At 76.8% G+C, this 26,233-nt stretch carries 20 protein-coding genes; 10 read left to right on the top strand and 10 right to left on the bottom strand.

Going from position 1 to position 26,233, the window contains the following annotated elements:
- Positions 1 to 69: 69 nt before the first annotated feature.
- From ITJ85_RS09070 to ITJ85_RS09055, 4 genes are all read left to right on the top strand, one after another.
- On the top strand, positions 70 to 1,815 hold the full coding sequence (locus ITJ85_RS09070) for a GspE/PulE family protein (protein ID WP_217912782.1): 1,746 nt from the start codon (positions 70 to 72) through the stop codon (positions 1,813 to 1,815).
- Positions 1,816 to 1,934: 119 nt separating this feature from the next.
- Positions 1,935 to 3,002: a type IV pilus twitching motility protein PilT gene (locus ITJ85_RS09065; protein ID WP_217912781.1), complete on the top strand. Its 1,068-nt coding sequence runs from the start codon at positions 1,935 to 1,937 to the stop codon at positions 3,000 to 3,002.
- Positions 2,999 to 4,216 carry a type II secretion system F family protein gene (locus tag ITJ85_RS09060; RefSeq protein WP_217912780.1) on the top strand — a complete coding sequence of 406 codons (1,218 nt, stop codon included), beginning with the start codon at positions 2,999 to 3,001 and terminating at the stop codon, positions 4,214 to 4,216. The genes ITJ85_RS09065 and ITJ85_RS09060 overlap by 4 nt, the downstream gene beginning before the upstream one ends.
- Positions 4,217 to 5,004: 788 nt before the next feature.
- The gene (locus tag ITJ85_RS09055) at positions 5,005 to 5,190 is read left to right on the top strand and encodes a hypothetical protein (RefSeq protein ID WP_217912779.1); all 186 of its coding nucleotides are present in this window, start codon (positions 5,005 to 5,007) and stop codon (positions 5,188 to 5,190) included.
- Here ITJ85_RS09055 and ITJ85_RS09050 read toward each other — a convergent pair.
- From ITJ85_RS09050 to ITJ85_RS09025, 6 genes are all read right to left on the bottom strand, one after another.
- Entirely contained in the window at positions 5,163 to 6,086 is a 924-nt protein-coding gene (locus tag ITJ85_RS09050; RefSeq protein ID WP_217912778.1) for a C40 family peptidase, read from the bottom strand. The genes ITJ85_RS09055 and ITJ85_RS09050 overlap by 28 nt on opposite strands.
- A 227-nt stretch (positions 6,087 to 6,313) precedes the next feature.
- Positions 6,314 to 6,748 (bottom strand): hypothetical protein, encoded by a 435-nt coding sequence (locus ITJ85_RS09045; protein ID WP_217912777.1) that lies wholly within the window; start codon positions 6,746 to 6,748, stop codon positions 6,314 to 6,316.
- Positions 6,745 to 9,393: a hypothetical protein gene (locus ITJ85_RS09040; RefSeq protein ID WP_217912776.1), complete on the bottom strand. Its 2,649-nt coding sequence runs from the start codon at positions 9,391 to 9,393 to the stop codon at positions 6,745 to 6,747. The genes ITJ85_RS09045 and ITJ85_RS09040 overlap by 4 nt, the downstream gene beginning before the upstream one ends.
- Before the next feature lie 38 nt (positions 9,394 to 9,431).
- Positions 9,432 to 10,412, bottom strand: a complete 981-nt coding sequence (locus tag ITJ85_RS09035) for an endonuclease/exonuclease/phosphatase family protein (RefSeq protein WP_217912775.1) — start codon at positions 10,410 to 10,412, stop codon at positions 9,432 to 9,434.
- A gap of 81 nt (positions 10,413 to 10,493) precedes the next feature.
- Positions 10,494 to 12,089: an aspartate:alanine exchanger family transporter gene (locus ITJ85_RS09030; RefSeq protein WP_217912774.1), complete on the bottom strand. Its 1,596-nt coding sequence runs from the start codon at positions 12,087 to 12,089 to the stop codon at positions 10,494 to 10,496.
- Between the two features lie 48 nt (positions 12,090 to 12,137).
- Positions 12,138 to 12,929 (bottom strand): PIG-L deacetylase family protein, encoded by a 792-nt coding sequence (locus ITJ85_RS09025; RefSeq protein WP_217912773.1) that lies wholly within the window; start codon positions 12,927 to 12,929, stop codon positions 12,138 to 12,140.
- Between the two features lie 65 nt (positions 12,930 to 12,994).
- Between ITJ85_RS09025 and ITJ85_RS09020 the strand changes: the two genes are divergently transcribed.
- Complete coding sequence (locus tag ITJ85_RS09020; RefSeq protein ID WP_217912772.1) at positions 12,995 to 15,685, top strand: putative bifunctional diguanylate cyclase/phosphodiesterase; 2,691 nt, start codon at positions 12,995 to 12,997, stop codon at positions 15,683 to 15,685.
- Here ITJ85_RS09020 and ITJ85_RS09015 read toward each other — a convergent pair.
- Genes ITJ85_RS09015 through ITJ85_RS09005 form a run of 3 tightly spaced genes read right to left on the bottom strand, consistent with a single transcriptional unit; the run spans position 15,666 to position 18,161 of the window.
- Complete coding sequence (locus tag ITJ85_RS09015; protein ID WP_217912771.1) at positions 15,666 to 17,351, bottom strand: catalase; 1,686 nt, start codon at positions 17,349 to 17,351, stop codon at positions 15,666 to 15,668. The genes ITJ85_RS09020 and ITJ85_RS09015 overlap by 20 nt on opposite strands.
- Positions 17,348 to 17,788 carry a Fur family transcriptional regulator gene (locus ITJ85_RS09010; protein WP_217912770.1) on the bottom strand — a complete coding sequence of 147 codons (441 nt, stop codon included), beginning with the start codon at positions 17,786 to 17,788 and terminating at the stop codon, positions 17,348 to 17,350. Before ITJ85_RS09010 ends, ITJ85_RS09015 begins: the two co-directional genes overlap by 4 nt.
- Before the next feature lie 28 nt (positions 17,789 to 17,816).
- Positions 17,817 to 18,161: a DUF3817 domain-containing protein gene (locus ITJ85_RS09005; RefSeq protein ID WP_217912769.1), complete on the bottom strand. Its 345-nt coding sequence runs from the start codon at positions 18,159 to 18,161 to the stop codon at positions 17,817 to 17,819.
- A gap of 57 nt (positions 18,162 to 18,218) precedes the next feature.
- Here ITJ85_RS09005 and ITJ85_RS09000 point away from each other — a divergent pair, with 57 nt between their 5' ends.
- Positions 18,219 to 18,581, top strand: a complete 363-nt coding sequence (locus ITJ85_RS09000; protein WP_217912768.1) for a hypothetical protein — start codon at positions 18,219 to 18,221, stop codon at positions 18,579 to 18,581.
- On the opposite strand, the gene ITJ85_RS08995 is transcribed toward ITJ85_RS09000, so the two are convergent.
- Positions 18,526 to 20,727 carry an HDOD domain-containing protein gene (locus tag ITJ85_RS08995; protein ID WP_217912767.1) on the bottom strand — a complete coding sequence of 734 codons (2,202 nt, stop codon included), beginning with the start codon at positions 20,725 to 20,727 and terminating at the stop codon, positions 18,526 to 18,528. The two genes, ITJ85_RS09000 and ITJ85_RS08995, sit on opposite strands and share 56 nt — an antisense overlap.
- A 244-nt stretch (positions 20,728 to 20,971) precedes the next feature.
- Between ITJ85_RS08995 and ITJ85_RS08990 the strand changes: the two genes are divergently transcribed.
- From ITJ85_RS08990 to ITJ85_RS08975, 4 genes are all read left to right on the top strand, one after another.
- Positions 20,972 to 21,928: a hypothetical protein gene (locus ITJ85_RS08990; protein ID WP_217912766.1), complete on the top strand. Its 957-nt coding sequence runs from the start codon at positions 20,972 to 20,974 to the stop codon at positions 21,926 to 21,928.
- 22 nt (positions 21,929 to 21,950) lie between these two features.
- Entirely contained in the window at positions 21,951 to 23,843 is a 1,893-nt protein-coding gene (locus ITJ85_RS08985; protein WP_217912765.1) for a CHASE2 domain-containing protein, read from the top strand.
- 73 nt (positions 23,844 to 23,916) lie between these two features.
- Entirely contained in the window at positions 23,917 to 25,119 is a 1,203-nt protein-coding gene (locus ITJ85_RS08980; protein WP_217912764.1) for a peptidoglycan-binding protein, read from the top strand.
- Positions 25,116 to 25,910 (top strand): endonuclease/exonuclease/phosphatase family protein, encoded by a 795-nt coding sequence (locus ITJ85_RS08975; RefSeq protein WP_217912763.1) that lies wholly within the window; start codon positions 25,116 to 25,118, stop codon positions 25,908 to 25,910. Before ITJ85_RS08980 ends, ITJ85_RS08975 begins: the two co-directional genes overlap by 4 nt.
- Positions 25,911 to 26,233 lie beyond the last annotated feature (323 nt).

Raw genomic sequence — 26,233 nt, 5'->3', positions numbered from 1 at the left:
GGCGCGTCAAGCGATCCGCGCGGCGCGCCGATCCAGGGGGTGGTGCCCCTCCTGCCCGATCACCGCCCCGTGCCCGCGTCCGCGCCGGCCGCCGGGGCCCCGCCGCCCGCCGGCCGGGCCGCCCCCGCGCGTCCGCCGCGCGGCGAGCCGCTGGGGCGCGTGCTGGTGCGGATGGGGGCGCTCAGCGAGGAGCAGCTGGAGGACGCGGCCGCCCGCCAGCTCGCCGACGGTCGCAAGTTGGGCGAACTGCTCGTCGCCGAGGAGCTCATCACCCGCGACCAGCTCGCCCGGGCGATGGCCCTGCGGATGGGCGTCGACTTCTTCACGCTCGCCGACGGCGTGGACCCGGCGCTGTCGCGGCTGATCGACGAGAAGAGCGCGCGCCGCTACCAGGCCGTCCCGGTGCGCACCGACGCCGACGGCACGCTCGTGGTCGCGATGGCCGACCCCTCGAACGTCTTCGCGATCGACGACCTGCGCATCCTCACCCGCCACGAGATCCGCCCCGTGCTGGCGAGCGCGGAGGAAATCCGCACGCTCCTCGGCCAGATGTCGGCGATCGACGCCGTGGTGGCCGACCTGGTGGGGGAGGGCGGCCACGAGGCCGACGAGGGCGACGGCGCCGACATCGCCGACGTGCTGGACGACGCGCCGGTGGTGCGGCTGGTGAACTCGGTGATCGCGCGCGGGGTGGACGAGCGGGCCTCCGACATCCACCTGGAGCCGCAGGCGCACGAGATGACGGTCCGCTACCGGGTGGACGGCGTGCTGCGCACGGTCACCTCCGTGCCACACCGCCTGGCCAACGGCGTGGCGAGCCGCATCAAGATCATGGCCGACCTGGACATCGCCGAGCGCCGCGTCCCACAGGACGGCCGGGTCGGCATCACCGTGGGCGGCCGGCCGCTGGACCTGCGCGTGGCGACGCTGCCGACGGTGTACGGCGAGAAGATCGTCATGCGCATCCTCGACAAGAGCAACGTGCTGATGCGCCTGTCCGACCTCGGCTTCGCGAAGGACGTGCTCGCCAGGTTCGAGGCCTGCTACCGGCGGCCCTACGGCGCCATCCTCGTCACCGGGCCGACCGGCTCGGGCAAGTCCACGAGCCTCTACGGGGCGCTCAACCAGCTCAACTCGGCCGACAAGAACATCATCACGGTCGAGGACCCGGTCGAGTACCGGCTGCCCGGCATCAACCAGGTGCAGGTGAACCCGAGGGCCGGCCTGACGTTCGCGGCCGGGCTGCGCTCGATCCTGCGCTGCGACCCCGACATCGTGATGATCGGCGAGATCCGCGACCACGAGACGGCGCGCATCGCCATCGAGTCGGCCCTCACCGGCCACCTCGTGCTGGCCACACTCCACACCAACGACGCGGCCGGCGCGCTCACCCGCCTGAGCGAGATGGGCGTGGAGCCCTACCTGTCGGCCAGCGCGGTCACCGGCATCCTGGCCCAGCGCCTGGCGCGCCGGCTGTGCAGCCACTGCAAGGCGCCGGTCGCGGTGCCGCTCGCCGAGCTGCGCGAGACCATGGGGGTGGCGACCCTCCCGCCCGGGCTGCCGGACCCGGTGGCCATCCACCGCCCGGTGGGGTGCCCGCGCTGCCAGGAGACCGGCTACCGCGGCCGCCTGGGGGTCTACGAGATGCTCGTGATGAGCGAGGCCACCGAGCGCATGACGGTGGCGGGCGCGACCTCGGAGGAGATCACCGCCCAGGCGCGCCGCGAGGGCATGCGCACGCTGCGCGAGGACGGCGTGCTGAAGGTGCTCGCCGGCCACACGAGCATCGAGGAGGTCGCCCGGGCGGTGGGCTGACCGGCGCCGCCCGCCCCCGGCGCGTCGCTACAGACGGGCCGCGCGCCGGTCGATAGAGGGGGCATCCGGCGCCGCCCCGCGCGCGCCGGCCCGAACCCGAAGCCTCCACGGAAGGTGCCATGGCCGACTTCGCCGAGCTCATCACCAACGTGATCGCCAGCGGCGCCAGCGACCTCCACCTGGCGGTCGGCGCGCCGCCCGTCATGCGGCTCAACGGCGAGCTCGTGCGCCTGGGGGACCGGCCGCTCACCTCGCAGGAGACCCGCGAGCTGGTCTACGGGCTGCTCACCCAGGACCAGCGCCAGCGCCTGGAGACCGACCTCGAGCTCGACATGAGCTACTCGGTGCCGGGCAGGGTGCGCTTCCGCGTGAACGTCTACTACCAGCGCGCCTCGCTCGGCGCCGCGTTCCGCGTGGTGCCCTCACAGCTCAAGACTCTCGAGGAGCTGAGCCTGCCCTCGGCGCTGCACGACTGGACCACGAAGCCGCGCGGCCTCGTGCTCGTGACCGGCCCGACCGGCTCCGGCAAGTCGACCACGCTCGCCAGCCTCATCAACGAGATCAACGAGCGCCGCGCCTGCCACATCATGACGGTCGAGGACCCGATCGAGTTCCTCCACCGCCACAAGCGCTCGATGATCAACCAGCGCGAGGTCGGCACCGACACGCACTCCTTCGCCAACGCGCTGCGCAGCGTGCTGCGCCAGGACCCCGACGTGATCCTCGTCGGCGAGATGCGCGACCTGGAGACGATGCAGATCGCGATCACCGCGGCCGAGACCGGCCACCTCGTGTTCGCCACCCTGCACACCTCCGACGCGCCGCAGACGATCGACCGCATCATCGACGTCTTCCCGCCGCACCAGCAGGAGCAGGTGCGCATCATGCTCGCCAACGGCCTGCAGGGCGTCTGCTGCCAGCAGCTCGTGCCGACCATCTCGGGCAGCCGGGTGGTGGCGTGCGAGGTGCTCAACCCGACGCCGGCCGTGCGCAACCTGATCCGCGAGGGCAAGACGCACCAGATCTACTCGGTCATGCAGACCGGCTCCTCGCACGGCATGCAGACGATGGACGCCAACCTCGCCGCGCTCGTGCGGCAGGGCGTCGTCACGATCGACCAGGCGATGGAGCGCGCCGGCCACCCCGACGAGCTCAAGCGCCTGCTCGGGCTGGTGCAGGCGGCATGAGCGCCACCTACGTCTACAAGGCCCTCGACCGGGGCGGCGCCGCCCAGACGGGCGAGCTCGCGGGCGACTCGAAGGCCGCGGTCGCCGCCCAGCTGCGGCTGCGCGGCCTCACGGTGGTGGACGTCGACCAGAAGTCGACGACGCCCACGGTCGAGGACCTCCTCGACCGCTACCGCGGCCTCAAGGCCCGCCACGTCACCGTCTTCGCGCGCCAGCTCGCCACCATGATCTCGAGCGGCCTGTCGCTGCTGCGGGCGCTCTACGTGCTGGAGGAGCAGACCGAGGCGCCCAAGCTGAAGAACGCGATCGTCGCCGTCCGCCAGGACGTGGAGGCGGGCCTCGCCCTCTCGCAGGCGATGTCGAAGCACCCGAAGGTGTTCTCCGACCTGTTCGTCGCGATGGTGCGCGCCGGCGAGACCGGCGGCAACCTGGAGGAGGTCCTCGAGCGGGTCGCGATCCAGCTCGAGAAGGACGACAACCTGCGCCGCACGGTGCGCTCGGCGATGGTCTACCCGGCGATGATCGGCATCTTCGCCGTGGGCGTCCTGATGGGGATGATCCTCTTCATCATCCCGGTCTTCGCCGACATGTACGCCGACCTGGGCGGCGAGCTGCCGGCCTTCACGCAGCTGATGGTCGACGTCTCCGACCTCATGCGCGCCTACTGGTACATGATGTTCCTGCTGTCGGTCGCGGCGGTGCTCGGCTTCCGCAAGTGGCGCTCGACCGAGCGCGGCGGATACATGTGGGACGCCCTGAAGCTCCGCATGCCGGTGCGCATCGGCGAGATCGTCCGCAAGATCGCCGTCGCCCGCTTCGCCCGCACCCTGGGCACCCTGACCGCCTCGGGCGTGCCGATCCTGCAGGCGCTCGACATCACGGCCCGCACCGCCGGCAACCGCGTCATCTCCGACCCGATGGCCGAGGTCGCCGACCGCGTCCGCGAGGGCCAGCCCCTCGCCACGCCGCTCGGCCGCACCGGCGTCTTCCCGGTGATGGTCACCCAGATGCTCGCCGTGGGCGAGGAGACCGGCGCCGTGGACCGCATGCTCCACAAGCTGGCCGACTTCTACGACGACGAGGTCTCCACGTCGCTGAAGTCGCTCACCTCGATCATCGAGCCGGTGATGATGATCGTCGTCGGCGCCATCGTCGGCGTCGTCGTGATCGCGATGTACCTGCCGCTCTTCAACATCTTCGAGCTGGTGCAGTAGCGGCGGCGGCGCCCCCCGGCCGGACGCCATGGTCGGCGAGGTCGACGCCACGCGGGCCTCCGCCGCGCGCGGAGAAGGCGTGCCCGTCCGGGATGCGACGGGGGCGGGCTGGCCAGCCCTGCCGGGCTCGCGGAGGCGCCCGACGGAACAGGTGCGATCAGGCGGCCTCCGAGCGGCCGACAGCGGCACCGGCGCGATCCCGCCGGCGTGTGGGCCGAGCCTCGCCCGAGGTCGGCTGATCGTCGTCGCGTTCGCCCGCGTCGATGGTCGACGGCCCCCGTCCAGGCGAGGCCGGGGGCATCCCGGTCGGGATCGGTGGACAGCGCCGGCGAGACGACCTTCGGTGAGGGTTCGGCGGCCAGCCAGTTGACGGGGACGGTGACGTCCAGGCTCATCGGCCGAGGCCCGGGCAATGACATGACCTCCGGCCAGGTGGTGCACGCGACGATCCTGGCCGACCCGATCCCACCGGTGTCGTCGAGGACAACCACCGGGAGCTGCCTCTGACGTCCGCGTGGCGGGCGCGCACGCACCGCGCGCCGGAATCACCGGGGCCTCAGGAGGCCGTCGAGGGCTCCGGCGCCTCGCGCTTCCGGGCGGGCGTCTCGGCTCGCCGGCGCACGGCCGCCGCCGCGGGAACGCCGCACCGGCGCTCCGGTCCCGCCCGGATGCCGGTCCCCCGGCGCCCGGCCGAGGATGGGCACCGCCGGCGCCGCGACCGCCACCCGGAGCGGGGACCGGGGCGGGCGCGGTCCGGCGGCGCTCGTCACCACGCGAACGGGGTCCCGATGCGACGGTTCGGGTACCGGGTGATCGACACCGGTCGCGAGGTCGAGGCCGACCTCAACCGGCTCGGCGCCGAGGGCTGGCGGGTAGTCGGGGTCACCACGCGCAAGCAGCTCCTCATCGCCCCGCCGCAGGCGATCATCCTCATGCGCGAGGCGCCTCAGGAGACCCTGACGGCCCCCACGTAGTCGTCGCGCGAGGACAGGCGGGTCACCTTCACCACGTCCCCGCTCGAGGGCGCATGTACGAAGCGGTCGTCGCCGATGAAGATCCCCATGTGGCCGAGGCCGCTGAAGAACACGAGGTCGCCGGGCACGAGGTCGGCGCGGCGCACCCTCGGCTGGCTGGCGTAGATCGCGTTCGTGTTGTGGGGCAGCGAGACGCCGACGTGCGACCAGGCGTACATGACGAGGCCCGAGCAGTCGAAGCCGGCCGGGCTCGCGCCGCCCCACGAGTACGGCGTGCCGCGCTGCTCCATGGCGACGGCGGCGGCCTCGGCGTTGCGCTCGACGGCGCGCGGCCGCTCCTCGTGGCGGGCCAGCCAGGCGCTGACGGCGGCCAGCCGCTCGGCCCGGCGGGCCCGCCCGGCGGGGTCGGGCGCCGCGGGCGGGCCCGAGCGCACGACGATGCCGAGGCGGCCGGCCTCGCGGCCGAGGCGGGCCTGCGCGCCGGCGAGGGCGTCGCCGGTGGCCGTGGCGGCCGCGCCGCGGCGGGGCGCGGGGGGCGTGAGGGAGGGGGCGCGCTCCCGGCTCGCCCGCAGGACGCCGATCAGCTCGCCGAGCCGCTCGGAGCGCGCGACCGGGTCGGCCGCGGCCTCGGCGCCGGCGGCCGCCGCGGGTCCGGGCTGGCGGCGCAGCCCCAGACGGCGGGCCTGGCGCGCGACCTCGGCCTCGAGGGCGGCGAGCGAGTCGGCGAGCTGGTCGGGGGTCGGCGGCGGCGCCGACTGCGCCCCGGCGGGGGCGGCGAGGGGAGGGATGGCGAGGCCGCGGTCGTCGGAGGTGGCGACGACGGCGGCGAACGCGGCAAGGGCGAGGCACGCGCCCGTGATGAATCGGGACAGGTCGGATCCTTCGTCGGTGGGCACTCGGCGGCGCGGGGGCCGCTCGGGCAGCCGCCCCTGTGCGTGGTCGGCGGGGCGCTGCGTCGCCCGGCGCGGTGGGCCGGGCCCGGATCGCTGGGCATCGGGGCCCCGGGCACGGGGCGCGATCCGCGGGCCACGGTAGCGCAGCGAGGCCGGGTGGCAAGCGCCGGGGGCGGCCGCGAGCCGTTGCGCAACGCCCGCGCCGCCCCGCCGGCCGCCGCCGCCGGTGCTCAGGCGGCCTCGAGCGGATCGCGCCGCAGCACGAACTCGACGATGCGGCTGCGGCCCCGGGGCGGGTCCCAGGTGGAGCCGGCCAGCAGGCAGGTGGCCGTGCGGGAGGCCGCGGAGGGGAAGGCGATCCGGAACGGCCCGTCGACCGCGCGCGCGATCTCGCGCGGCGAGCCGAGCACCGCGGCGGCCTCATCGAGGGTCGGCCCGGCGTCGGGCGCGTACCAGGCGCTGAGCGAGTCCGGCACCCCGTCGGCGCCGATCACGCTGACGTGCGCCATGCCCGGCAGCGAGCCCGGCCCGCCGCGCAGCCGGTCGCCGTCGCCCGCGGCAGGCTCGACGCCGAGCCAGGCGGCGAGGGCGGCCATGGAGGCGTCGGCGGCCAGCATCAGGGCGCGCGCCTCGCCGATCCAGGCGAGCGGGGCGGGGTCGGTCACCGGCCGCCACCGCCCGCACCGCCCGCACCGCCCGTGCCACCCGTGCCGCCCGTGCCGCCGCTGTCAGCCCCCTGACCGGCCGCGACCGCCTCGTCCAGGCGCCGGAGGCCCTGGCGGTAGCCGCGCACGGCCGCGGCGGCGTCGGCGAGCGCCGGGTCGGCGGCCGCCTCCGCCTCGAGGCCCTCGATGACCCGGTCGAGCTCCGCCGCGGCCTCCTGGCGCCGGCGTGGCAGGTCGGCCATCTCGCGCGCGAGGTCCGCCTCGGCGGCGCGCGCGTCGACCTCCACGTACAGGCGCCAGTACGTGTGCTCCATCGAGGCGAGCTGCCCCTGGAGGGCGTTGATGCGCCGGTCGAGCTCCGCGATGCGTGTCCGTTGCGGCCCGGAGCGCGAGTACCGGGCCACCCGGATCGCGGCGATCTCGCCCTCCACGATGAGCCGGTCGCTCTCGAGCTGCGCGATCTCCCCGCGGATGCGCGCCCGGCCGGCGTGGTCCTCGCCGTGCCGGTAGCGGGCGTTGGCCTCGCCGGCGCCGAACATCTCCTCGTAGGCGCGGCGGCCGAGCTCGGCCTCGGCGCTGCGGCCCCGCGGCATCGGGTTGGCGCGCGCCGCGCGCACGAGGGCGCCGTGCACGCCCAGCGCCTGGGCCGACAGGCCGGCCGGGTCGTGGGTCGCCATGTACCGGAGGGCGAGGAACGCCTGCTCGGCGTGGCGGGCCTCGTGGAAGAGCGTGCTCAGCATCTGGCGGCGGCTCGCCTCGCTCGTGACGTCGTAGACCCGCTGCCCCTGCCACACCGCGCCCTCGTTGAGCACGATCACGTTGCGCGCCGGGTCGTAGAGGCCGAGCATCTCGGGGTCGCCCAGGTCGCGCGCCTCCACGGCCGGCGCGGGCGTGCCGGCGCGGGCGAGCTCGGCCTGGATCGGCGCCGCGAGCTGGGCGACGTAGTGCTGCATCGGCGTGCCGGCCGCGGGGGCCGGCACCCGGCCGGCGGCGTCGGTCACGTTGAGCAGCGCCTCGGCGCTGCGCAGGCCGGTGCCGGGGTGGCCCAGCACCGACCACGACAGGTCGGTGCCGCCCTCCCGCACGCGCGAGGCGGCGCCGGCGGGCTCGGGGGCGCGGGCCTGCCCGGGCGCCCGCGCCGGAGCGGGCCCGGCCGGCGCGGCGGGTGATCCCCCGGTCGGCGCGGGGACGGGGGCGGGCGCGGCGGCCGGCCCGGCCGCCGCCGGCCGTGCGGGCGCCGGCGCGTCCCCGGCGGCGGGCGGGAGGGGCGGCGGCGGTCCCGCCGGCGCGTCGTGGGCGGCCCCGCCGCGCCCGCGCGCGGCCCTGCCGGCGAAGGCGAGGAAGCCGTCGAGCGCGGCGCCCTGCGCCATGTCGTCCACCACCAGGCCGGCGAAGTCGCCGAAGCTGCGCACCTGCCAGCGGCCCTCGAGCGCCCGGTCCATCAGCACCTGCGCCGTCGTCGAGAACGGCGAGGCGCCGATGCCGCCCACCCACTCGGCGAAGAAGCGCTCGGCGCCGGTGAGCAGCTCCTCGCGGGCGACGCCGTACGTCGCGAGCGCCTCGTCGCTGAGGCCCGTCACCCACTGCGCCAGCCGCCCCCGTACGGCGTCGGAGAACCGCCCGGCCACGACGCCGCCCACGAAGCCGGCCACCACGTCCTTGGCGCCGCGCTTGGCGATCCGCCCGAAGTCGAACTCGTCGCGGGCCCCGATGCGCATCTCGCCGACCTGGGTGAACGCCTCCTCGGCCATCCCGAGGCCGGCGCCGGTCGCCGCGGTCAGGCCCGAGCGCGCGGCCAGCCCGGCGCCCTGACCGAGGGTCCCGCCCGCCCCGCCGGTGGCCGCGGCGCTCATCACGACGATGCTGACCTTGATGCCGGTGATCGCGCGCCCGCCGCCGCGGATCGTCCCCTCGGAGTACTCGGCGATGCGCTCCCAGCAGCGGTCCAGCTGCCGGGACCCCTCCTCCAGGTGCCGGACGGCCGCGGCGATGCGCTCCTCGGTGGCGTCGAAGGCAAGCGCCTCGGCCATGAGCGGGCTCGTCCGCAGGGCGTCGGGCAGGCCCCGGTCGATCGCGGCCTCGTTGCGCTCCCACCGGGCCCGCATGACCTGGTCGCTCGCCTCGAGCGCGGCCTTGGCGGCCTGGAGCGGCCCCCGGCCGACCTCGTTCCACATCTCGAGGTCGGGCAGCTCGACGCCGCCGAGGGTGTCCGACCAGAAGCCCGCGATCCAGTGCTCCCTACGGTGCTCCAGCAGGTCGAGGTGGTGGCCGCGGCCGTGGTCGAGGCTCTCGTGGAGCCCGCGCCAGAAGTTCTCCAGCCGCCGGACGGCCTCGGCGGCGGGCAGCGGCGGCAGCGTGTATGCCCGGCCGCTCAGGACGATGGCGATCTCGTAGGCCTTCGGCGGCGGGCCGGCGGGCGGCTCGCCCTCGCGCGGGAACGTCGGCTGGGGGTACGCGGGCACGGGCGCCGACGGGGCGGCGGCCGGCTCGCGGGACAGCAGCCGCGCCACGGCCGCGTTGCCGGCGCCCTGCTGCAGCGGCACGAGCAGCGCGGCGGCCGGCGCCCGCGGCGCCCGCGCCGGCTCGCCCGGGCGCGCCGCGTGCCGGTCGTCCGCACCGCGTGGGATCTCGCGATCCTGGCGCATCGGCCGTCGTCCTCGCTCGGTGCCGCCCGGGGACGAGCCTATCCGCCCGCCGTCGGCAGGGCGAACTCCGACCACAGCGGGAAGTGGTCGGAGATGCGCCACGACTTGCTCACGTTGCTCAGCCCCACCAGCACGTGATCGTCCCAGGGGAAGCTGCCGGCGGCCACGAAGGGCAGGGTCAGCGCCTCGCGGGCGCCCAGGGTGAACCAGGCGATCTGGTCGTAGAACGAGTGGGTGCCGCCGCCGCCGGCGAAGATCGTGCGGGGCAGGTCGAGCAGCGCCTCCGGCGGCGAGAGCCCGCGCGACACGAACGCGCGCCAGTTGGCGTCGTCCCAGCGGTCGATGTTGAAGTCGCCCAGCACGATCATGTTGCGGCTGAAGGCGTCCGGCTCGCGGGCCTCTTCGGCCAGGAACTCGGCGAAGGCGGCGATCTCCGGGGTGCGGTCGGCCGCGGCGTCGCCCCACAGGATGTGCACGGTCGCCAGCGTGAAGCCGTGCTCCCCGGCGCGGAAGCTGACCGCGTAGGGCGTCCGCGCGAGCTGGCGGCGCAGGCCGCCGCCGATGACGCCGAGCCGGTCGTCCGGCATCACGAACTCGCCAACGAGGCCGGACGGCCGCACCCGGGCGCCGTCGTAGACGAAGGCGAGGCGCTCGTCGTTGCCGTCGGTGCCCTCGGAGACGTCGGACACGATGAAGCCCCAGCGCCGTCCGAGGCGGGACACGAGCATGCGCAGCGCGTCCAGCGAGCGCGTCGTCTCCTGGATCGCCAGCACGTCGAACCGCTCGGCCACAGCGGCGATGGCGAGGATGTCCGACAGGCAGCGCCGCGGGCTGTCCTCCGGGCCGGGCGCCCACTTGGGCGTGACCCGGCCGAACTCGCGCAGATTCCAGGTGCCGACGAGCAGGTTCTCGCCGTCGCGCTTGGCGGGGATCGCGTCGTCGAGCGCCGCGCGCAGGCGCGCGAGCGAGCGGGTCACCTCGCGGGGCGGTCGCTCGGCCGTGGCGGTGGGCGGTGGCACGGCGCCAGTGTCGTCGAGGACGGGCCGGCCGCGGCATCCCCACGCGGCGTGAGCCTCGCCGCGCCCGCCGGCAGGAACTCGCTAGACGAGCACGATCATCTGGGCGGCGAGGATCTTCACGATCATGGCGGCGGGCACGATGAGCGCGTATCCCAGGCCGACCCGCTGGTCGGGGCTGCGCTCCTGCGCGAAGGCCAGCACGGCGGGCTGTGTCTGCGCGCCCGCGATGACCCCGGCCAGGCGCGGGCCGTGCACGCCGAGGCGCCGGGTCACCACCAGCAGACCGCCGGCCGCGAGGGCCGTCACGAGCGTGCCGAGCGCGAGGATGCGCAGCCATTCCGTGCCGCCCAGCGCGTCGGCCAGCGCCCCGCCCGCGTTGGACCCGGCGTACGCCAGGAAGATGAGCAGCCCGAGCTGCTGGAGGACGATCGACGCCGTGTAGGGGACGGCCCAGACGATCGGCCCCGAGCGGATCTGGCGCCCCAGGACCAGGCCGGCGACGAGCGGGCCCGCCGCGAGGCCGATCTCGAAGGTGCCGCCGACCGGCGAGGGCAGCGGCACGAGCCCGAGCAGGATCCCGAGCGTCAGCCCGAGCGCCAGGCCCACGGCGTTGAGGTCGGCCGGCCCGCGCTCGGAGTCGCCCAGGTGGCGCGCCACCTGCGCCAGGCGCTCGCGGGGGGCGATCACCCGGATGCGGTCGCCCTGCTGCACCACGAGGTCGTGCGTGGCGAGCAGGTCGACGTCGCCCCGGCGCACGCGGCTCGCCACGGCCCCGAAGTGACCCAGCCCCAGCTGCGCCACGGTGAGCCCCGACAGGCCGCGGCTCGAGATGGTCATGCGCCGCATGTCGAGCTGGTGGCGGTCGAGCGGCAGGTGGTCGGGCGCCGGCCGTCCGATGCCCTCGGCCAGCGCGGTGACGTCGGCGGGCCGGCCGATCACCGCGACCATGTCGCCGGCGCGCAGGCGCGTGTCCGGCGACGGCACGCTGAGCTCGCCGTCGCGGTGGATGCGCGAGAACACCACCGCGCCGTGGCCGAGCTCGGCGAGCGGGGGCAGCCCCTCCCGGGTGACGAGCACGGTGGCGTTCATGATCGGGTCGGGCAGGTCGTCGTCGCCGGCGGCCTCGCGCTCGCGCGCCCGCAGCGCCCAGGCGGCGGCCAGCAGCATCAGCACCACGCCGCCCGTGTAGGTCACCGAGTAGCCCACGGTCGGGCCGGCGGCCCCGTCGAGCTCCTCGGTCGCGGCGGCGAGGGCCGGCGTGTTGGTGAGGGCGCCGGCGTAGACGCCCGCGATCACCCCCTGGCGCAGGCCGAGGACGTCGCCGACCGCCCAGGTGACCGCCGCCAGGCCGGCCAGCACGGCGCCGACGCCGAGGATGAGGCGCAGCGAGGTGCGCAGGGCGCCGAAGAACGCCGAGCCGCTCCCGGCGCCGACGCAGTAGGCGAAGACCGCCAGGCCGAACTGGCCGAGCACCGGCGGCAGCACCAGCCGCTCGTCCCAGGCCGACAGCGCGAGCGCGGTGAACAGCACCGCCGCCGGGCCGAGCATGTACCCGTGCCAGGCCGCCATGCCCGCCGCGCTGCCCGCGGCCAGGCACAGGAACAGCAGCAGCAGCGTGTTGTCTGCCAGAAGGTCGGCGACGCTCGCGATGGGGCGTTCCTCCGGCGGCGGGGGCACCGGCGATGATACGGACCGGGTGGTTCCCCGCCGGGCCCGCGGCGACGCTCAGCGCAGCACGAGGCCCGCGGCGCTCGGCGCCTCCAGCCAGGCGCGCGCGTCCGGGCCGTCGGCGGCCGCGAGCGGCCGGGCCGGGTCGAGGAGCCGGGGCGCGCCCAGCCGCCACGCGCCGCGGCCGTCCCGGCGCGCCTCCGTCAGCAGCTCGGCGCCGGGCGCGCCGAGGGCCGGGGCGCCGAAGCCGAAGACCAGCTCGGCGCCGAGCACCGCCTGGGCCTGCGCGCGCCCGCTGAGCAGGCGCCGGTAGTCGTTGCGGGCCAGCTCGCCGGCGTGCTCGCCGAGGGCCGCGAGCACCTCCTCGATGCGCGCCTCGTCGACCGGCACGACGAGCGTCGGCAGCGGCAGCGGGCCCCAGAGGCCCCACATCCACCAGGCCGGCGGGACGGGCCGGGACTCGAGCGCGTCGAAGAGGGCGCGGGCGACCACCTCGTGGCCGTGGTGGCGGTCGTGGGGGGAGGGGGACACGACGAGCGCCGGGCGCAGCTCGTCGAGCGCCCTGCCGAGCAGCGCGGCGAGCGCCGCCCGCGCGGCGGCGAGGTCGTCGCTCGCGCCGATACCGGGCGCACCGGCGGCGACCAGCAGCTCGAACCCCGCCGCCGCGCAGGCCGCCTCGAGCTCGCGCCGGCGCCGCGGCCGGTCGGCCGGACGCCCCAGGCCGACGGCCAGGTTGACGACCCGGTGGCCGGCGTCGCGCAGCGCCATGAGCGTCGCGGGCGCCCCGAGCAGCTCGTCGTCCGGGTGCGGCGCGACGTGCAGCACGGTGATCCGCCGGGGGTCCGCCACCCCGCGAGGGTAGCCCGCCGGACCCGCCGCTACAGCGCGTGCGCCGCGATGCCGACGCGGAATCTGTGTCCGGTGCATGGAAGGGATTCCTCGCCGGCGGCGCGACGTCCACCGCCGCCTACCAGGCGCTGCCCCCCGGCGGGGCGGCCCGGGCGGCGGCGTACCACGTGCTGGTCCTGGCGTGCGTCGGCGTGCTCGTCGCGGCGGCGGCCCGCCGCCGTCCGCCCGCCCGGCGGCCCTGGCTGGTCATCGCGGCCGGCACGGCCGTGTTCGCGGCCGGCGACCTCGTGATGCTCTGGACGATGCTCCTGACCGGCGAGGCGCCGGGCCATCCTGGCCTCGCCGATGCCTTCTACCTGACCAGCTCCCCGATGCTCATCGGCGGCATCGTGCTGCTCGTGCGCGCACGCACGGCGGGGCGCGACCGCGCCGGGCTGCTCGACTCGCTGGTGATGGGCGGCGCGGCGGCCGCCACCGCCTGGGTGGTCCTGATCGAGCCGGCGACGCACGAGGGGCAGGGCTCCGCGTCGTGGGCGGCGCAGGTGCTGATGGTGGCGTACCCGGCGCTCGACCTCGTCCTGCTCGGCGCGGTGCTCCGGCTCGCCATGAGCCCGGGCGCCCGGCCGGCGGCGCTCTGGCTGCTGGTCGGCGGGTGCGTGCTCCTGCTCGTGGCCGACCTCGTGCACGGCGTCCGGGTCGTGAGCGGCGCCGTCGGTGCCGGGGACCCGTTCGCCGTCGCCTGGATGCCGTTCTTCGTGCTGCTCGCCGCCGCGGCGCTCGAGCCGGGCGCGGCGCGGCTGGCCGAGCGCTCGGCCGTCGCGCCCCAGCGGCCGACGCGGGCGCGCCTCGCCACCCTGGGCGTCGCCGGCCTGGCCCTGCCGGCTGCCGCCCTGCTGGCCCACGACACCCGGGCCCGCGCGGTCGCGCTCGCGGGGGTGGCCGTGCTCTCGGCGCTCGTGCCGCTGCGCATGGCGGGCCTCGTGCGCGAGCTTGAGCGCTCGCTGGCGCAGGTCGCCGACCTGCAGCGGCGCCGCGGCGAGCGCCGCGTGCGGGCGCTCGTCCAGCACGCCGCCGACATCATCGTGGTGCTCGACGCGGGCCTGCGCATCACCTACGCGAGCCCGTCCGCGGCGCGCGCCCTGGGCGACGACCCGGTCGGCTGGCCCCCGGAGCGCTGGCTCGAGCGGGCGATGCCCGACGACCCCGGCGCGCTGCTCGCGTACCTGCGCGCCGCCGCCGGCGCGCCGGCGCCCACGGGCTTCCTCTGCGCCTTCCAGGTCGGCGGCGCCACGAAGCGCCTCGAGCTGCTCGCCACCGACCTGCTGGGCGACCCCGACGTGCGCGGCCTGGTGGTGAACGCGCGCGACGTGACCGAGCGCGAGGCGCTCGAGCGGCGCCTGCGGCACCAGGCGACCCACGACGGCCTGACCGGGCTGCCGGACCGCGCCCTGTTCATCGCGCGGGCGGACGCGGCGATCGCGCGCTGCCGCGTCCGCGGCGACGGGCACGCGGCGCTGCTCTACATCGACCTCGACGGCTTCAAGGAGGTCAACGACAGCCTGGGCCACGAGGCCGGCGACCGGCTGCTGCGGGAGATCGCCGCGCGCCTGCTGGGCGCCCTGCGCGGGGACGACACGGCGGCGCGGCTCGGCGGCGACGAGTTCGCGGTGCTGCTGGGGCGGGTCGCCGACCTGTCGGAGGCCGAGGGCGTCGCGCGCCGCATCGTCGCCGAGCTCGCCCGCCCGTGGCGCGAGGGCGACCTGGAGCTGCCGCTCTCGGCCAGCATCGGGGTCGCGCTCTGCGGCCCGGACGGCGGCGACGCGACCGAGCTGCTCGCGGACGCCGACGCCGCGATGTACGTCGCCAAGCGCCGGCAGCGCGGGGGCCACGAGGTCTTCCGCGAGCCGATGCGCCAGGCGATCACCGACCGCCTGCGGGTCACCACGGAGCTCGCCCGGGCGGTGGAGCGCGGGCGCCTGGCGGTGCAGTACCAGCCGCTCGTCCGGGTGGCGACGGGCGAGGTCGTCGGCGCCGAGGCGCTGGTCCGCTGGCCGCACCCCGAGCGCGGGCTGCTCGGCCCGGCCGAGTTCGTGCCGCTCGCGGAGGAGACGGGGCAGATCATCCCCCTCGGGCGCTGGGTGCTGCGCGAGGCCTGTCGGCAGGCCGCCGCCTGGCGCGCCTCGCTGCCGGGCGGGGCGGGCCTGGAGGTGAGCGTCAACGTCTCCGCGCGGCAGGTCCAGGATCCGCGCATGCCGGGCTGGGTGGCCGAGGCGCTCGAGGAGACCGGTCTCGATCCCGCCGCGCTCGTGCTGGAGCTCACCGAGACCGTGCTGCTGGACGACCCCGACCGCGCGCTCGAGGCGCTGCGCCGCCTGAAGGCGCTCGGCGTGCGCCTCGCCATCGACGACTTCGGGACCGGGTTCAGCTCGCTCGCCTACCTCGCGCGCATGCCGGTCGACGTCCTGAAGGTCGACCGGCTGTTCGTGGAGGGCGCGGACGGGGGGCCGGACCGCTCGGCGCTCGTGCGGGGCATCCTCGACCTGGCCGGCTCGCTCGGCGTGCCGGCGGTGGCCGAGGGCGTGGAGCGCCCGTCGCAGCTCGCGGCGCTCGACGCCTTCGGGTGCGCCTACGCGCAGGGCTACCTCGTCGGCAGGCCGATGCCGCCGGCCCGCTTCGCCGCGCTCGTGGCCGCGCGGGCCCGCCCGGACGTGCCGGGCGGGCCCGCGGCCGCGCCCGCTACCGCTGCCCGGCGGTGACGCGCTCCGGCTCGGCGGCACGCACGTCGCGCTCGTTGGGGACGCAGTGCGTCATCACGTGCCCGCGCACGTCGCGCGGGCCGTTGGCGCCGAGGTTCGCGCGCCGGCGCTCGTCCTCCTCGCTGAGCGTCTGGCTCGCGAGCGGCTCCAGCGAGCGCACGTCGTCGGGCGTGATGCCGAGGCCGTCGCCGACCCGCAGGCCGAGCTCGTCCTCGCAGAGGAGCAGGTGCCAGACCATGCGCTCCTGGATGGGGCGGTCGCACTGGGCGAGGAGGGTGACCAGGTTGAGCACCAGGTCGTCCTTCTCCCACTGCTCGGAGAGCAGGTAGCGCTCGCCGGCCTGGCGGTAGTCCTGCGTGCGCGGGATGCGCGCGCGGGTGAGCCGGCCCTCGATCACCGGGCCCTGCTCGTCGTGGGCCGGGGCCTGCGCCTCGCGCAGGCCGCCCGTGATGGACGGCTCGTAGTTGACGTGCGGGTTCTCGCCCGGGTCGTCCACGCCGTAGGCCATCTGGCCGTCGCGCTGGTTGGTGGCCACGGGCGCCTTCGGCCGGTTGACCGGCAGCTGCAGGTAGTTCGGGCCCACGCGGTAGCGCTGCGTGTCGCTGTACGAGAACGTCCGGCCCACGAGCATCTTGTCGTCGGAGAAGTCGAGCCCGTCCACGAGCACGCCGGTCCCGAAGGCGATCTGCTCGTTCTCGGCGAAGACGTTCGAGACGTTGCGGTTCAGCACCATGCGGCCGATCGGCCTGAGCGGGAACTGCTCCTCGGGCCAGACCTTCGTGTCGTCGAGCGGGTCCCAGTCGAGCTCGGGGTGCTCGTCGTCCGACATCATCTGGACGCACAGCTCCCACTCGGGGTGGTCGCCGCGCTCGATCGCCTCGTAGAGGTCCTTCGAGTGGGGGCCGAGGTCGTCGGCCTGGACGGCGGCCGCGTCGGCCTGGGTCCAGCTGCGCACGCCCTGCTTCGGGAGCCAGTGGTACTTGACCAGCACCGTCTCGCCCTGCGCGTTCACCCACTTGTAGGTGTTCACGCCGAAGCCCTGCATGTGCCGGTAGCTCGCGGGGATGCCGCGCGGGCCGAACACGAGGGTGACCATGTGCATCGACTCCGGCGTCTGGCTGATGAAGTCGAAGATGCGGTTCGGCTCCTGGCGGAACGTCACCGGGTCGGGCTTCTGGGAGTGGATGAAGTCGGGGAACTTGATGGCGTCGCGGATGAAGAAGACGCCGAGGTTGTTGCCGACGAGGTCCCAGTTGCCGTCCTCGGTGTAGAACTTCACCGCGAAGCCGCGCGGGTCGCGCGCGCACTCCGAGGAGTCCCGGCCGCCGGCCACCGTCGAGAACCGCACGGCCACGTCGGTGCGCGCGCCGCGCTCCTGGAGCAGCTTGGCGCGGGTGAAGCGGGCGATGGGCTCGTCGCCGCAGGCCCCGTAGGCCTCGAAGAACCCGTACGCGGTGAAGCCGCGGGCGTGCACCACCCGCTCGGGGATGCGCTCGCGGTCGAAGTGGCTGATCTTCTCGAGGAACTGGTAGTTCTCGAGCGTCGCCGGGCCACGCGCGCCGACGGTCCGCTGGTTCTGGTTGTCGTGGACCGGGTGGCCCTGGCGATTCGTCAGGACGCGGCGGTCGTCTCCGTCGGCGGGCGGGGTGCTCGCGACGTCGCTCATGCAGTGTTCCTCTCGTCGATGGTCTGCTGACAGTCGGGGCAGAGGCCCCAATACACGACCTCGACCTCGTCCAGCCGGAAGCCGCGGGCGTCCGACGGCTCCATGCACACGGTGTGGCCGGCGGCGCAATCGACGTCGGCGGCCGCGCCGCAGGCGCGGCAGACGAGGTGGTGGTGGTTGTCGCCGACGCGGGACTCGTACCGCGCCGGGCCGCCCGCGGGCTCGATGCGGCGGGCGAGGCCCGCCCGCATCAGCGCCTCGCAGGCATCGTAGGCCCCCTGGACGGAGATCGGCGTCCCGGCGGCCCGCACCCGGGCGATGACCTGGTCGACGCTCGGGTGGTCCCGCGCCCCGTCGAGCGCCCGCAGCACCGCGACGCGCGGCGCCGTGACCCTGAGGCCCGCGTCGCGCAGGCGCTGCTCGGCGGTGTGCGGCACGGCCGGGGACGCTACCTGAGAACTTGATCTATTCCAAGAACGGATCGGTTCCGGCGACCTCCGGCTCCTCCAGGCGCCCGGTGCGCAGCGCCCACCGCTCGAACGCCCAGGTGGCGAGCGGCGGCACCGCGGCGAGCAGGGCCGTCGCGCCGACCGCGGCGCTCCAGCGCAGGCGCCGCCAGGTGGCGAGCGCCACGACGACGTAGAGCAGGAACAGCGCCCCGTGGACGGGGCCGAACAGCGCCACCCCGGCGTCCGCTCCGGGCGGACCGTACTTGAGCAGCATGCCCAGCAGCAGGCCGGCCCACGAGGCCGCCTCGGCGAGCGCGACAACGCGGAAGAGGGTGGCGGGGCTGCCTGCGGCGCGGCGCACATGTGCCTCCTGGGGCGGGGACGTGTCGGCGGCGCGCGCGGTGGGAACCGACCCGGCATGGAGCCGGTCCGGACCGACGGCCTCGGCGGGCGCTGGGCGCTCGCGCGCGAGAGCGGGATGCTGCCGCCCCTCGGGCTGCTGCACAAGCGCATCGCCGGCTCGCGCGGCGCCACGGCGCTCGGGCGGCTGCCCGGCATCCCGTTCCGCGTGCGCCACGGCCCCGCCGGCCCCGAGCTCGTCTACGCGGGGCCGCTGCGCGCGCTGCGGGACCGCCTCACGCCGCGGCCCGACGGCGGATGGGACGGCGTGGCGACGTTCCTCGGCCTCCCCCTCGGCCGGTTCAGCATGACCCGGCCGGGCGCGCTCAGCCGCCGCTCAGCGAGTCGACGAAGAGGGTCGGCTGGTCGGCGAGGTCGATGACCGGGCGCTCGGCCAGCGGATCGCCCGAGGGGTCCCACAGCGCGAGCACCCGGGGTCGCGTGGGGGTGCCGCCGGCGAGCACCTCGCCCGACAGGCCGTTCGAGAGGCGCACGAACGCCCCGACCGGGTAGATCGCGATCGACTCCACGAACGCCTCGAGCACGTCCCGCCCCGCGAGCCCGCCGCCGAGGGTGTAGAGCAGCTCCAGCGCCTGGTGGGGCGGCAGGCCGGGCCGGTGGGGGCGCTGCTGGACCGCCGCGAGGTAGCGGTGGCAGACGGCCACCACCTGGGCCTCGGGGCGGATGCGCTCGCCGCTGAGCCCGGCCGGGTAGCCCGCGCCGTCCCAGCGCTCGTGGTGCTGGCCGGCCACCACGGCGGCCAGCGGCCAGGTGGCGCCGACGGCGGCCAGCAGGGCGGCGCCGAGGGCCGGGTGGCGCTGCAGCTGGGCGCGCTCGGCGTCGGTGAGCCGGCCCGGCTTCTCGGTGAGGCCGCGGTCCAGCCGGGTCATGCCGATGTCGGCGTAGAGCGCGGCCACCGCGAGCTGCGCCAGGCGGTCGGCGTCCCAGCCCAGGCGGCAGCCGGTGACGCAGGCCAGCGCCGCGGTCTGGAGGCCGTGGGACAGCAGACGCGGCGACAGCCCGTGGCGCAGCACGAGCCCGACCGACGCCGGGTCGGCGCAGAGCCGGGCCAGCGCCCCGTCGACCGCCGCCGCCGCCCGGGCGCCCTCCTTCTCGACGCGGGCGCGCTCGGCCACCGACACGGCGGCGAGCTGCGCGTCGAAGACGGCCCGCAGGGCCTCGCCGGCGCCGGCGGCCGCGGCCTCGGGCGGGGGCGCCGGGCGGTGCTCCGCGCGGGCCGCGCCCGCCCGCCCCCGGCCGCCCCGCTTCACCTCGTACAGCGCGGCGTCGGCCGCGCCGAGCAGCGCAGTCACGTCGGTGCCGTCGCCCGGCGCGCGCGCCACGCCGACCGACACGCCGACGGCGGTGCCGCCCGTCGCGCCCGGGGTGGCGGCGAGCACGTCGCGGCAGATCCACCCGGCCACGGCCAGGGCGTCGTCGCCCCCGTGCGGCACCCACACGCAGAACTCGTCGCCGCCCAGCCGCCCCGCCAGCCCGGCGTCGCCGATCACCCGGGCCACCGCCCGCAGCACCTCGTCGCCGACCAGGTGGCCGAACGCGTCGTTGACGCCCTTGAACTCGTCGACGTCCAGCAGGAGCACCGCGCCGCGCTCGCCGCGCTCGATCGCGGCCGCGACCTGCGCCGTCCAGTGGCGGCGCACCGCGAGGCCGGTCAGGTCGTCGATGTGCGCGATGCGCTCCAGCCGCCGCATCTGGTCGCGGGCGTGGTCGAGCTCGACCGATCCGCCGCCGTGCACGAGGTCGTCGAGCACCGCCGGGTCGAGCCCGATCGCCCGCAGGGCGCCGGCCAGCAGCGCGGGCTCGACGCTCGCGCCCCCGGTCAGCAGCACGAGCTCGTTGGCCGCCTGCACGCACCCCGGGATGCCGTCGAGCGGCTCGGGGCCGTGGTGGTGGCGGATGGCGTCGACGATGTGGGCGTCGAGCTCCCACGCGCCCGCCAGGGCGGCGCCGGCGGCCGCGTGGTCGATCCCGAGCCCGGCGCGCTCGGCCAGCAGGCGCTGCAGGCCGCGCGGCGCGCCCGCCAGCGCGTCGCTCACGTGCCGCGCGCCGAAGATCATCGGCAGCAGCACCTTGCCCAGGTCGTGCAGCAGGCCGGCGAGGTGGGCCGCCTCGGCGTCGAGGCCGGCCCGCTCGGCGAGCACCGCCGCGTGCCCGGCCACCGCCACCGCGTGCGCGTGCAGCTCGGCGCGCGTCTCCGGGCCGGTGTCGCCCGCCCGCTCCAGCAGCCGGTACGTGGCCGATTCGGTGGCGATCCGCCGCATGCCCTCGCGGCCGACGATCATGAGGGCGTCGTGCACGCCGGACGCGCCGCGGCGCCGCCCGTAGTGGGCCGAGTTCGCAGCCCGCAGCAGGTTGGCCGAGAACGTGGGGTCGCGCTCGATCGCCACCGCGATCTCGGCGACGCTCGAGTCGGGGTCGTCCGCCAGCTCGAGCACCCGGCGCACCGTGCCGTCGAGCACGGGCAGCGGCCCGAGGCGGTGCAGGGCGCCGCGCAGCCGCTCCATCATCGCCGACGACTCGGAGGCTGCCGCGGCGCCTGCTCTGGGGGTGGGACCGGACATCACGCTGGCGTGTCCCTGCGGGGAGGGGGTGACCGTCGCCGTGACGGGTGCCCCCTGCATCGGTCACCCCCGCGGGCGCGTGAGCGCGGCGCGACGGCTCTCTACGCGGGGGTTCCGGCGGAACGTCGCGCATAAAGCGTTACGCGTACGGGTCGATTCCCAGGGCGTACACCTGGAACAGGAGGTTCCGATGAGGCTGACGAGACGGACGACGGCCATGGCGGCCGCGGTCGCGGCCGCGGTCGCAGGCGGGGGCGTGGTCGCGGTCGGCGGTGCGTCGGCCCACACGAGCCACGCCCCCGGGCCGCAGCCCTGCAGGGGCACCCCCGGCGACAAGCCGGACTGCATCCCCGTGGAGACGGACGGCGGCCAGGCCGGCGGCCCCGGCCGGGACGCCGGCACCGGTCCCGGCCAGGGGGCCGGCAACGGCCAGAGCCCCGGAGGCGGCGCCGGCGGCGGACCGGCCGTCGCGCCGCCGGGCCGGCAGCCGCGGGACGGCGAGACGCCGGGCAGCAGCGGCGGCGCGCCCGGCAACACCGGCGACCTGCCCGGGCCGGCGATGGGCAGGCGGGTGGTGGTGGAGCCGGCGTCCGGCACGGTGCTCGTGCGCCGGCCGGGCACGTCGGACTTCGTGGCCATCGACGAGGGCGCGCCGCTGCCGGTGGGCAGCGTGGTCGACGCGAGCCGCGGCCGCATCACGCTCACATCGGCGGTCGCCGCCGACGGCACGTCGCAGACGGGCACGTTCTGGGGCGGCGTCTTCACGGTGCGCCAGCCGAAGGGCGGTCGCGGCATGACCGACCTGGTGCTGTCGGGCCGCCTGACCTGCCCGGGGACGGCCGCCGGCGCCGCGCGGCTCGCGATGGCGGTCGAGACGGCCAAGCGCGCCCCGCGCGCCCGCCGGGCGGCCCAGCGCCGCCTGTGGGGCAAGGACACGAAGGGTCGGTTCCGCACCCACGGGCGCAACAGCGTCGCGACCGTGCGCGGCACGCAGTGGCTCACGGTCGAGAACTGCAGGGGCACGATGACCTACGTCAGGCACGGCGCGGTCGTGGTGCGCGACAAGCGGACCGGGCGCGACGTGCTCGTGACCGCCGGCGAGCGGTACTGGGCGAAGGCGCCGGCGCCCGGCGCGCCGACGGCGTAGGGGCGATGGGGCGGCGGCGAGCATGAGGCGCTGGCTGGCGCGCCACGGCGTGGCCGTGGCGCTCGCCGCCCTCGTCGCCGCCCTCGTCGCCGCCGGCGCCTACGCCGGCGGCGCCCTGGCGCGCTGGGAGAACGACACCGTCGACCTGCGCTTCCAGCTGCGCGACGCGAGCCCGCCCGCGGAGGTCGCCGTGGTGGCGATCGACGCGGCGAGCTTCTCCGAGCTCGGCGTGCAGTGGCCGTTCCCGCGATCGCTGCACGCCCGGGCGATCGACCGGCTGCGCGAGGCCGGCGCGCGGACGGTGGTCTACGACGTCCAGTTCACCGAGGCCACCGTCCCCGAGGAGGACCTGGCGCTCTACGACGCCGTCGCGCGCATGCCCGGCACGATCCTCGCCACCAGCGAGATCGACGCCCGCGGGCGCACGAACGTGCTCGGCGGCGATGCGAACCTCGCGGCCGTCGGGGCCCGGGCGGCCGCGGCCAACATGCCGACGGGCGCCGGCGAGGTGATCCGCCGCTACCTGCCGCAGGTGGCGGGCGTGCCGACGCTCGCCGTGGCCGCGGCCCGGGCGGCCGGCTCGGCGCCCGCGGCGTCGTCGTTCGGCGACGAGGGCGCCTGGATCGACTTCCGCGGCCCGCCCGGCACGGTGCCGACGATCTCCTTCGCCGACCTGCTCTCCGGCCGCTTCGACCGCTCGCTGGTGCGCGGGCGCGTCGTGGTCGTCGGCGCGTCGGCGCCGACGCTGCAGGACGTGCACGCCACCCCGACCGCCGGCCACACGCCGATGGCCGGGCCCGAGGTGCAGGCCAACGCCATCTGGACGGCGATCCGGGGCAACCCGCTGCAGAGCGCCCCGGCGTGGCTCGACCTGCTCGCGATCGTCGCCATGGCGGGCGTCGTGCCGCTCGCCGGGCTCACCACCCGGACCCTCCGCGCGGTGGCCGCGGCGCTGCCGCTGGCGCTCGCCTACGCCCTCGGGGCCAAGCTCGCCTTCGACGCGGGGCTCGTCGTCGCGGTGACCTACCCGCTCGCCGCGCTGGCGCTCGGCACCGCCGGCACGGTGGTGGCGGGGCTGGTCTCCGAGCGGCGTCAGCGCCGGCGCGCGGCCCGGATGAACGCGATCCTGGAGGCCGAGGTGCGGGCCCGCACCGAGCAGGTGCGCCGCACGCAGCTGGAGCTCATCCGCCGCCTCGTGCAGGCGACGGAGTCGCGCGACCAGGACACCGGCGACCACATCGACCGCATCGGGCACCTCTGCCACGCGCTCGCCCTGGCGATCGGCTGGGGCCACGACGACGCCGACGCCCTGCTGCACGCGAGCGCCATGCACGACATCGGCAAGATCGGCATCCCGGACGCCGTCCTGCTCAAGCCGGGCCGCTTCACGCCGCAGGAGCGCGCGCTCATGGAGACGCACACGCTCATCGGGGCCGAGGTGCTCGCGGACTCCGAGTCGCCGCTCGTCCAGATGGCCGAGCGGATCGCCCGGACCCACCACGAGAAGTGGGACGGCAGCGGGTACCCCGCGGGCCTGGCCGGCGAGGAGATCCCGCTCGAGGGGCGCATCTGCGCGATCGTCGACGTCTTCGACGCGCTGCTCTCGAGCCGCCCGTACAAGGCGGGCTGGTCGTTGGAGGACACGCTCGCCGAGATCGCGGCCCAGCGCGGGCGCCACTTCGACCCCGCCCTCGTCGACGCCTTCCTGCCGATCGCGGCGCATCTCCACCGCGAGCTCGGCTACGCGGAGGACGCCGCCGCCGCGGCGGCGGCGGCACGGCCCGCCGGGGAGCAGCCGCCCGCCCCGCCGATGCCGCCCGCGCCGCCGCCCCCGCACGGGCTCGACGACGAGCTCGCGGCCGTCCTGGCCGCGGCGGTCGCCGACCGGCCGATGCGGGCGACGATCCTGGGCTGAGCGCCGCCCGCCGCGCGCGGGATCTGCGGGGGCGCAAAGGGTCGCGGCGCCGCCCGGCGAAGGGAACCAGCCCATGCCGTCGCGACGTCCCCCCGGTCCGGCGCTCGCCGTCCTCATCGCGGCGTCCATCGCGGCGGCCGGGTCGGCCGCCGTCGCGCAGGACCGGCCCCCCGCCGGGGCCGAGCGCGGCGTGCTCGGCGCCGGATCGTCCGGGCCGACGGTGCGCGCCCTGCAGCGGGAGCTGCGCGAGCGCGGCATGCGGGTGGCGGTCGACGGCCGCTACGGCGCCGGTACGCGGCGCGCCGTCGCCCGGCTGCAGCGGCGCATGGGCCTCCGCGTCAACGGCGTCGTCGACCGGCCGCTGCTGTGGTGGCTGGGCGTCTCGGTGTGCCACCTGCCGGGCTCGTCGGGGCCGGCCGGCGGCGGCGCGCTGCGGATGGGCGCCTACGGCAGCCGCGTCTGCGGGCTGCAGCGGGCGCTCGCGCGCGCCGGTGAGCGGCTCGAGGTGGACGGCGGCTTCGGCCCCGCCACGCGCGCCGCGGTGCGCCGGGCGCAGCGGCGGCTGGGGCTGCGCGCGACCGGCGTGGCCGACGCGCGCCTGCTCGGGCGCCTGCGGGTCGCGGAGCCCGAGCGCCCGCCGGCCGCGCCGGTCTTGCTCGCGCCGGGCTCGCGCGGCGCCGCGGTGCGCCGCCTGCAAACCTCCCTGCGCCGCCACGGCATCCGCGTGGCGGTCGACGGCGCGTTCGGGCCGGCGACGCGGGGCGCCGTCGCGCGCTTCCAGCGGCGCGAGGGGCTGCCCGCCACCGGGCGCGTCGACGCCAGGACCCAGCGCCGGCTGGCGGGCGCCTCGGCGGCCACGAGGATGGCCGCCTTCCCGATGCTCGGGCCGCACTGGTTCCAGGACGACTGGGGCGCCGCGCGCCCGCAGGGCCGCCACCGCGGCACGGACGTCTTCGGGGCGCGCGGGGCGCGCATCGTCGCCGTCGCCGACGGCGCCATCGAGCGCCTGAGCCGGGTGCCGCGCGGTCGCGGGGGCATCACGATCTGGCTGCGCGCCGACGACGGCACCGCCTACTACTACGCCCACCTCGCCTCGATCGCCCCGGGCCTGCGCCCGGGCTCGCGGGTGCGCGCGGGGCAGCGCATCGGCGTGCAGGGGCGCACGGGCGACGCCCGCACCACGCCGCCGCACCTGCACTTCGAGATCCACCCGCCGGGTCGCGGCGCCGTCAACCCCTACCGTCAGCTGCGGGCGCTGTCCACCTCGGTCGTGTGACCGACGGCGGCCGGCTGCGGGTCCTCTCCTGGAACGTCGCCGGCCGGGTGGCCGTGCTCGAACGCCAGATCGCGCGGGTGGTGGGGGAGCGGCCGGACGTCGTCCTGCTGCAGGAGACCACCCGCCGCACGACGCCCGCCTGGCGCGAGGCGCTCGAGGCGGCCGGCCTCGGCGTGCGGGCGACCGAGCCCCCCGGTCCGGGGGCGCGCAGGCTCGGCGCGCTCGCCGCCGCCCGCGGTCACGTGCGCGACCCGGCCGGCGCGCCGACGGCGCCGTGGCCCGAGCGGCTCGCCGGGGTCGTGGCCGAGGGGCCGTCCGGGCCCCTCGAGGCGTGGTCCGCGTACGTGCCGCAGGCGGCCAACGGCTGGGTGAAGGTCGAGACCCTCGAGGCGCTCGCAGCCCTGCTCGTCCGCCCCGGCGCGCCGCCGCGCCTGCTGGGCGGCGACCTCAACACGCCGCGGGCGGAGTCCGCCGAGGGCGAGATCACGACGTTCGCCCAGCGCCGCCGCGGCGCGGCGCCCATCCCGGGGCGCGGGCCCCGCTGGGACCTGGCCGAGCGGCGCATCCTGACCGGCCTCGCGCCGGAGGTGGTCGACGCCTTCCGCGCGCTCCACGGCTACGGCGTCCGCGCCCGGAGCTGGGTCTATCCCTCGGGCATGGGCGGCTACCGGCTGGACCACCTCCTCCTGTCGCGGGAGCTCACCGCCACCGCGGTCGCGTATCGGCACGACTGGCGCGAGGAGGGCCTCTCCGACCACGCGGCGCTCGTCGCCGAGGTCGCCCGTGCATGACGCCGTCCGGGGACGGGGTGGTCGACGGACGGGGTCGGCTGGGGCCGATCCTCTGCGCGGGCGGGACCCGGCCCCCGCTTCACGAGGTCGTCGAGGGACCGGGTCGGCTGGGGCCGATCCACTGCGCGGGCGGGACCCGGCCCAAGAGAGGTCGTCGACGGACCGGGTCGGCTGGGGCCGATCCTCTGCGCGGGCGGGACCCGGCCCTTCGGGCCGGCTCGCGCTGGGCGGGTGACGACCGCCGTGCCCCTCACGCGGGGACCCGGCCTCTTTCGGGCCGGGTCACGCGGCAAATCGCCCCTGGCCGGGGCGATTTGCACACC

The sequence above is a fragment of the Miltoncostaea marina genome (assembly GCF_018141525.1).
Taxonomy (GTDB): domain Bacteria; phylum Actinomycetota; class Thermoleophilia; order Miltoncostaeales; family Miltoncostaeaceae; genus Miltoncostaea; species Miltoncostaea marina.
This window is presented reverse-complemented; position numbering and strand designations above follow the sequence as displayed.

Excerpts from the sequence above, each read along its gene's own strand:
- ITJ85_RS09055 (WP_217912779.1), top strand. The coding sequence starts at position 5,005 with ATGCGACGGTTCGGGTACCGGGTGATCGACACCGGTCGCGAGGTCGAG.
- ITJ85_RS08980 (WP_217912764.1), top strand. The coding sequence starts at position 23,917 with ATGCCGTCGCGACGTCCCCCCGGTCCGGCGCTCGCCGTCCTCATCGCG.
- ITJ85_RS09060 (WP_217912780.1), top strand. The coding sequence starts at position 2,999 with ATGAGCGCCACCTACGTCTACAAGGCCCTCGACCGGGGCGGCGCCGCC.
- ITJ85_RS08995 (WP_217912767.1), bottom strand. The coding sequence starts at position 20,727 with ATGATGGAGCGGCTGCGCGGCGCCCTGCACCGCCTCGGGCCGCTGCCC.
- ITJ85_RS09065 (WP_217912781.1), top strand. The coding sequence starts at position 1,935 with ATGGCCGACTTCGCCGAGCTCATCACCAACGTGATCGCCAGCGGCGCC.
- ITJ85_RS09040 (WP_217912776.1), bottom strand. The coding sequence starts at position 9,393 with ATGCGCCAGGATCGCGAGATCCCACGCGGTGCGGACGACCGGCACGCG.
- ITJ85_RS08985 (WP_217912765.1), top strand. The coding sequence starts at position 21,951 with ATGAGGCGCTGGCTGGCGCGCCACGGCGTGGCCGTGGCGCTCGCCGCC.
- ITJ85_RS08990 (WP_217912766.1), top strand. The coding sequence starts at position 20,972 with ATGAGGCTGACGAGACGGACGACGGCCATGGCGGCCGCGGTCGCGGCC.
- ITJ85_RS09015 (WP_217912771.1), bottom strand. The coding sequence starts at position 17,351 with ATGAGCGACGTCGCGAGCACCCCGCCCGCCGACGGAGACGACCGCCGC.
- ITJ85_RS09000 (WP_217912768.1), top strand. The coding sequence starts at position 18,219 with ATGGAGCCGGTCCGGACCGACGGCCTCGGCGGGCGCTGGGCGCTCGCG.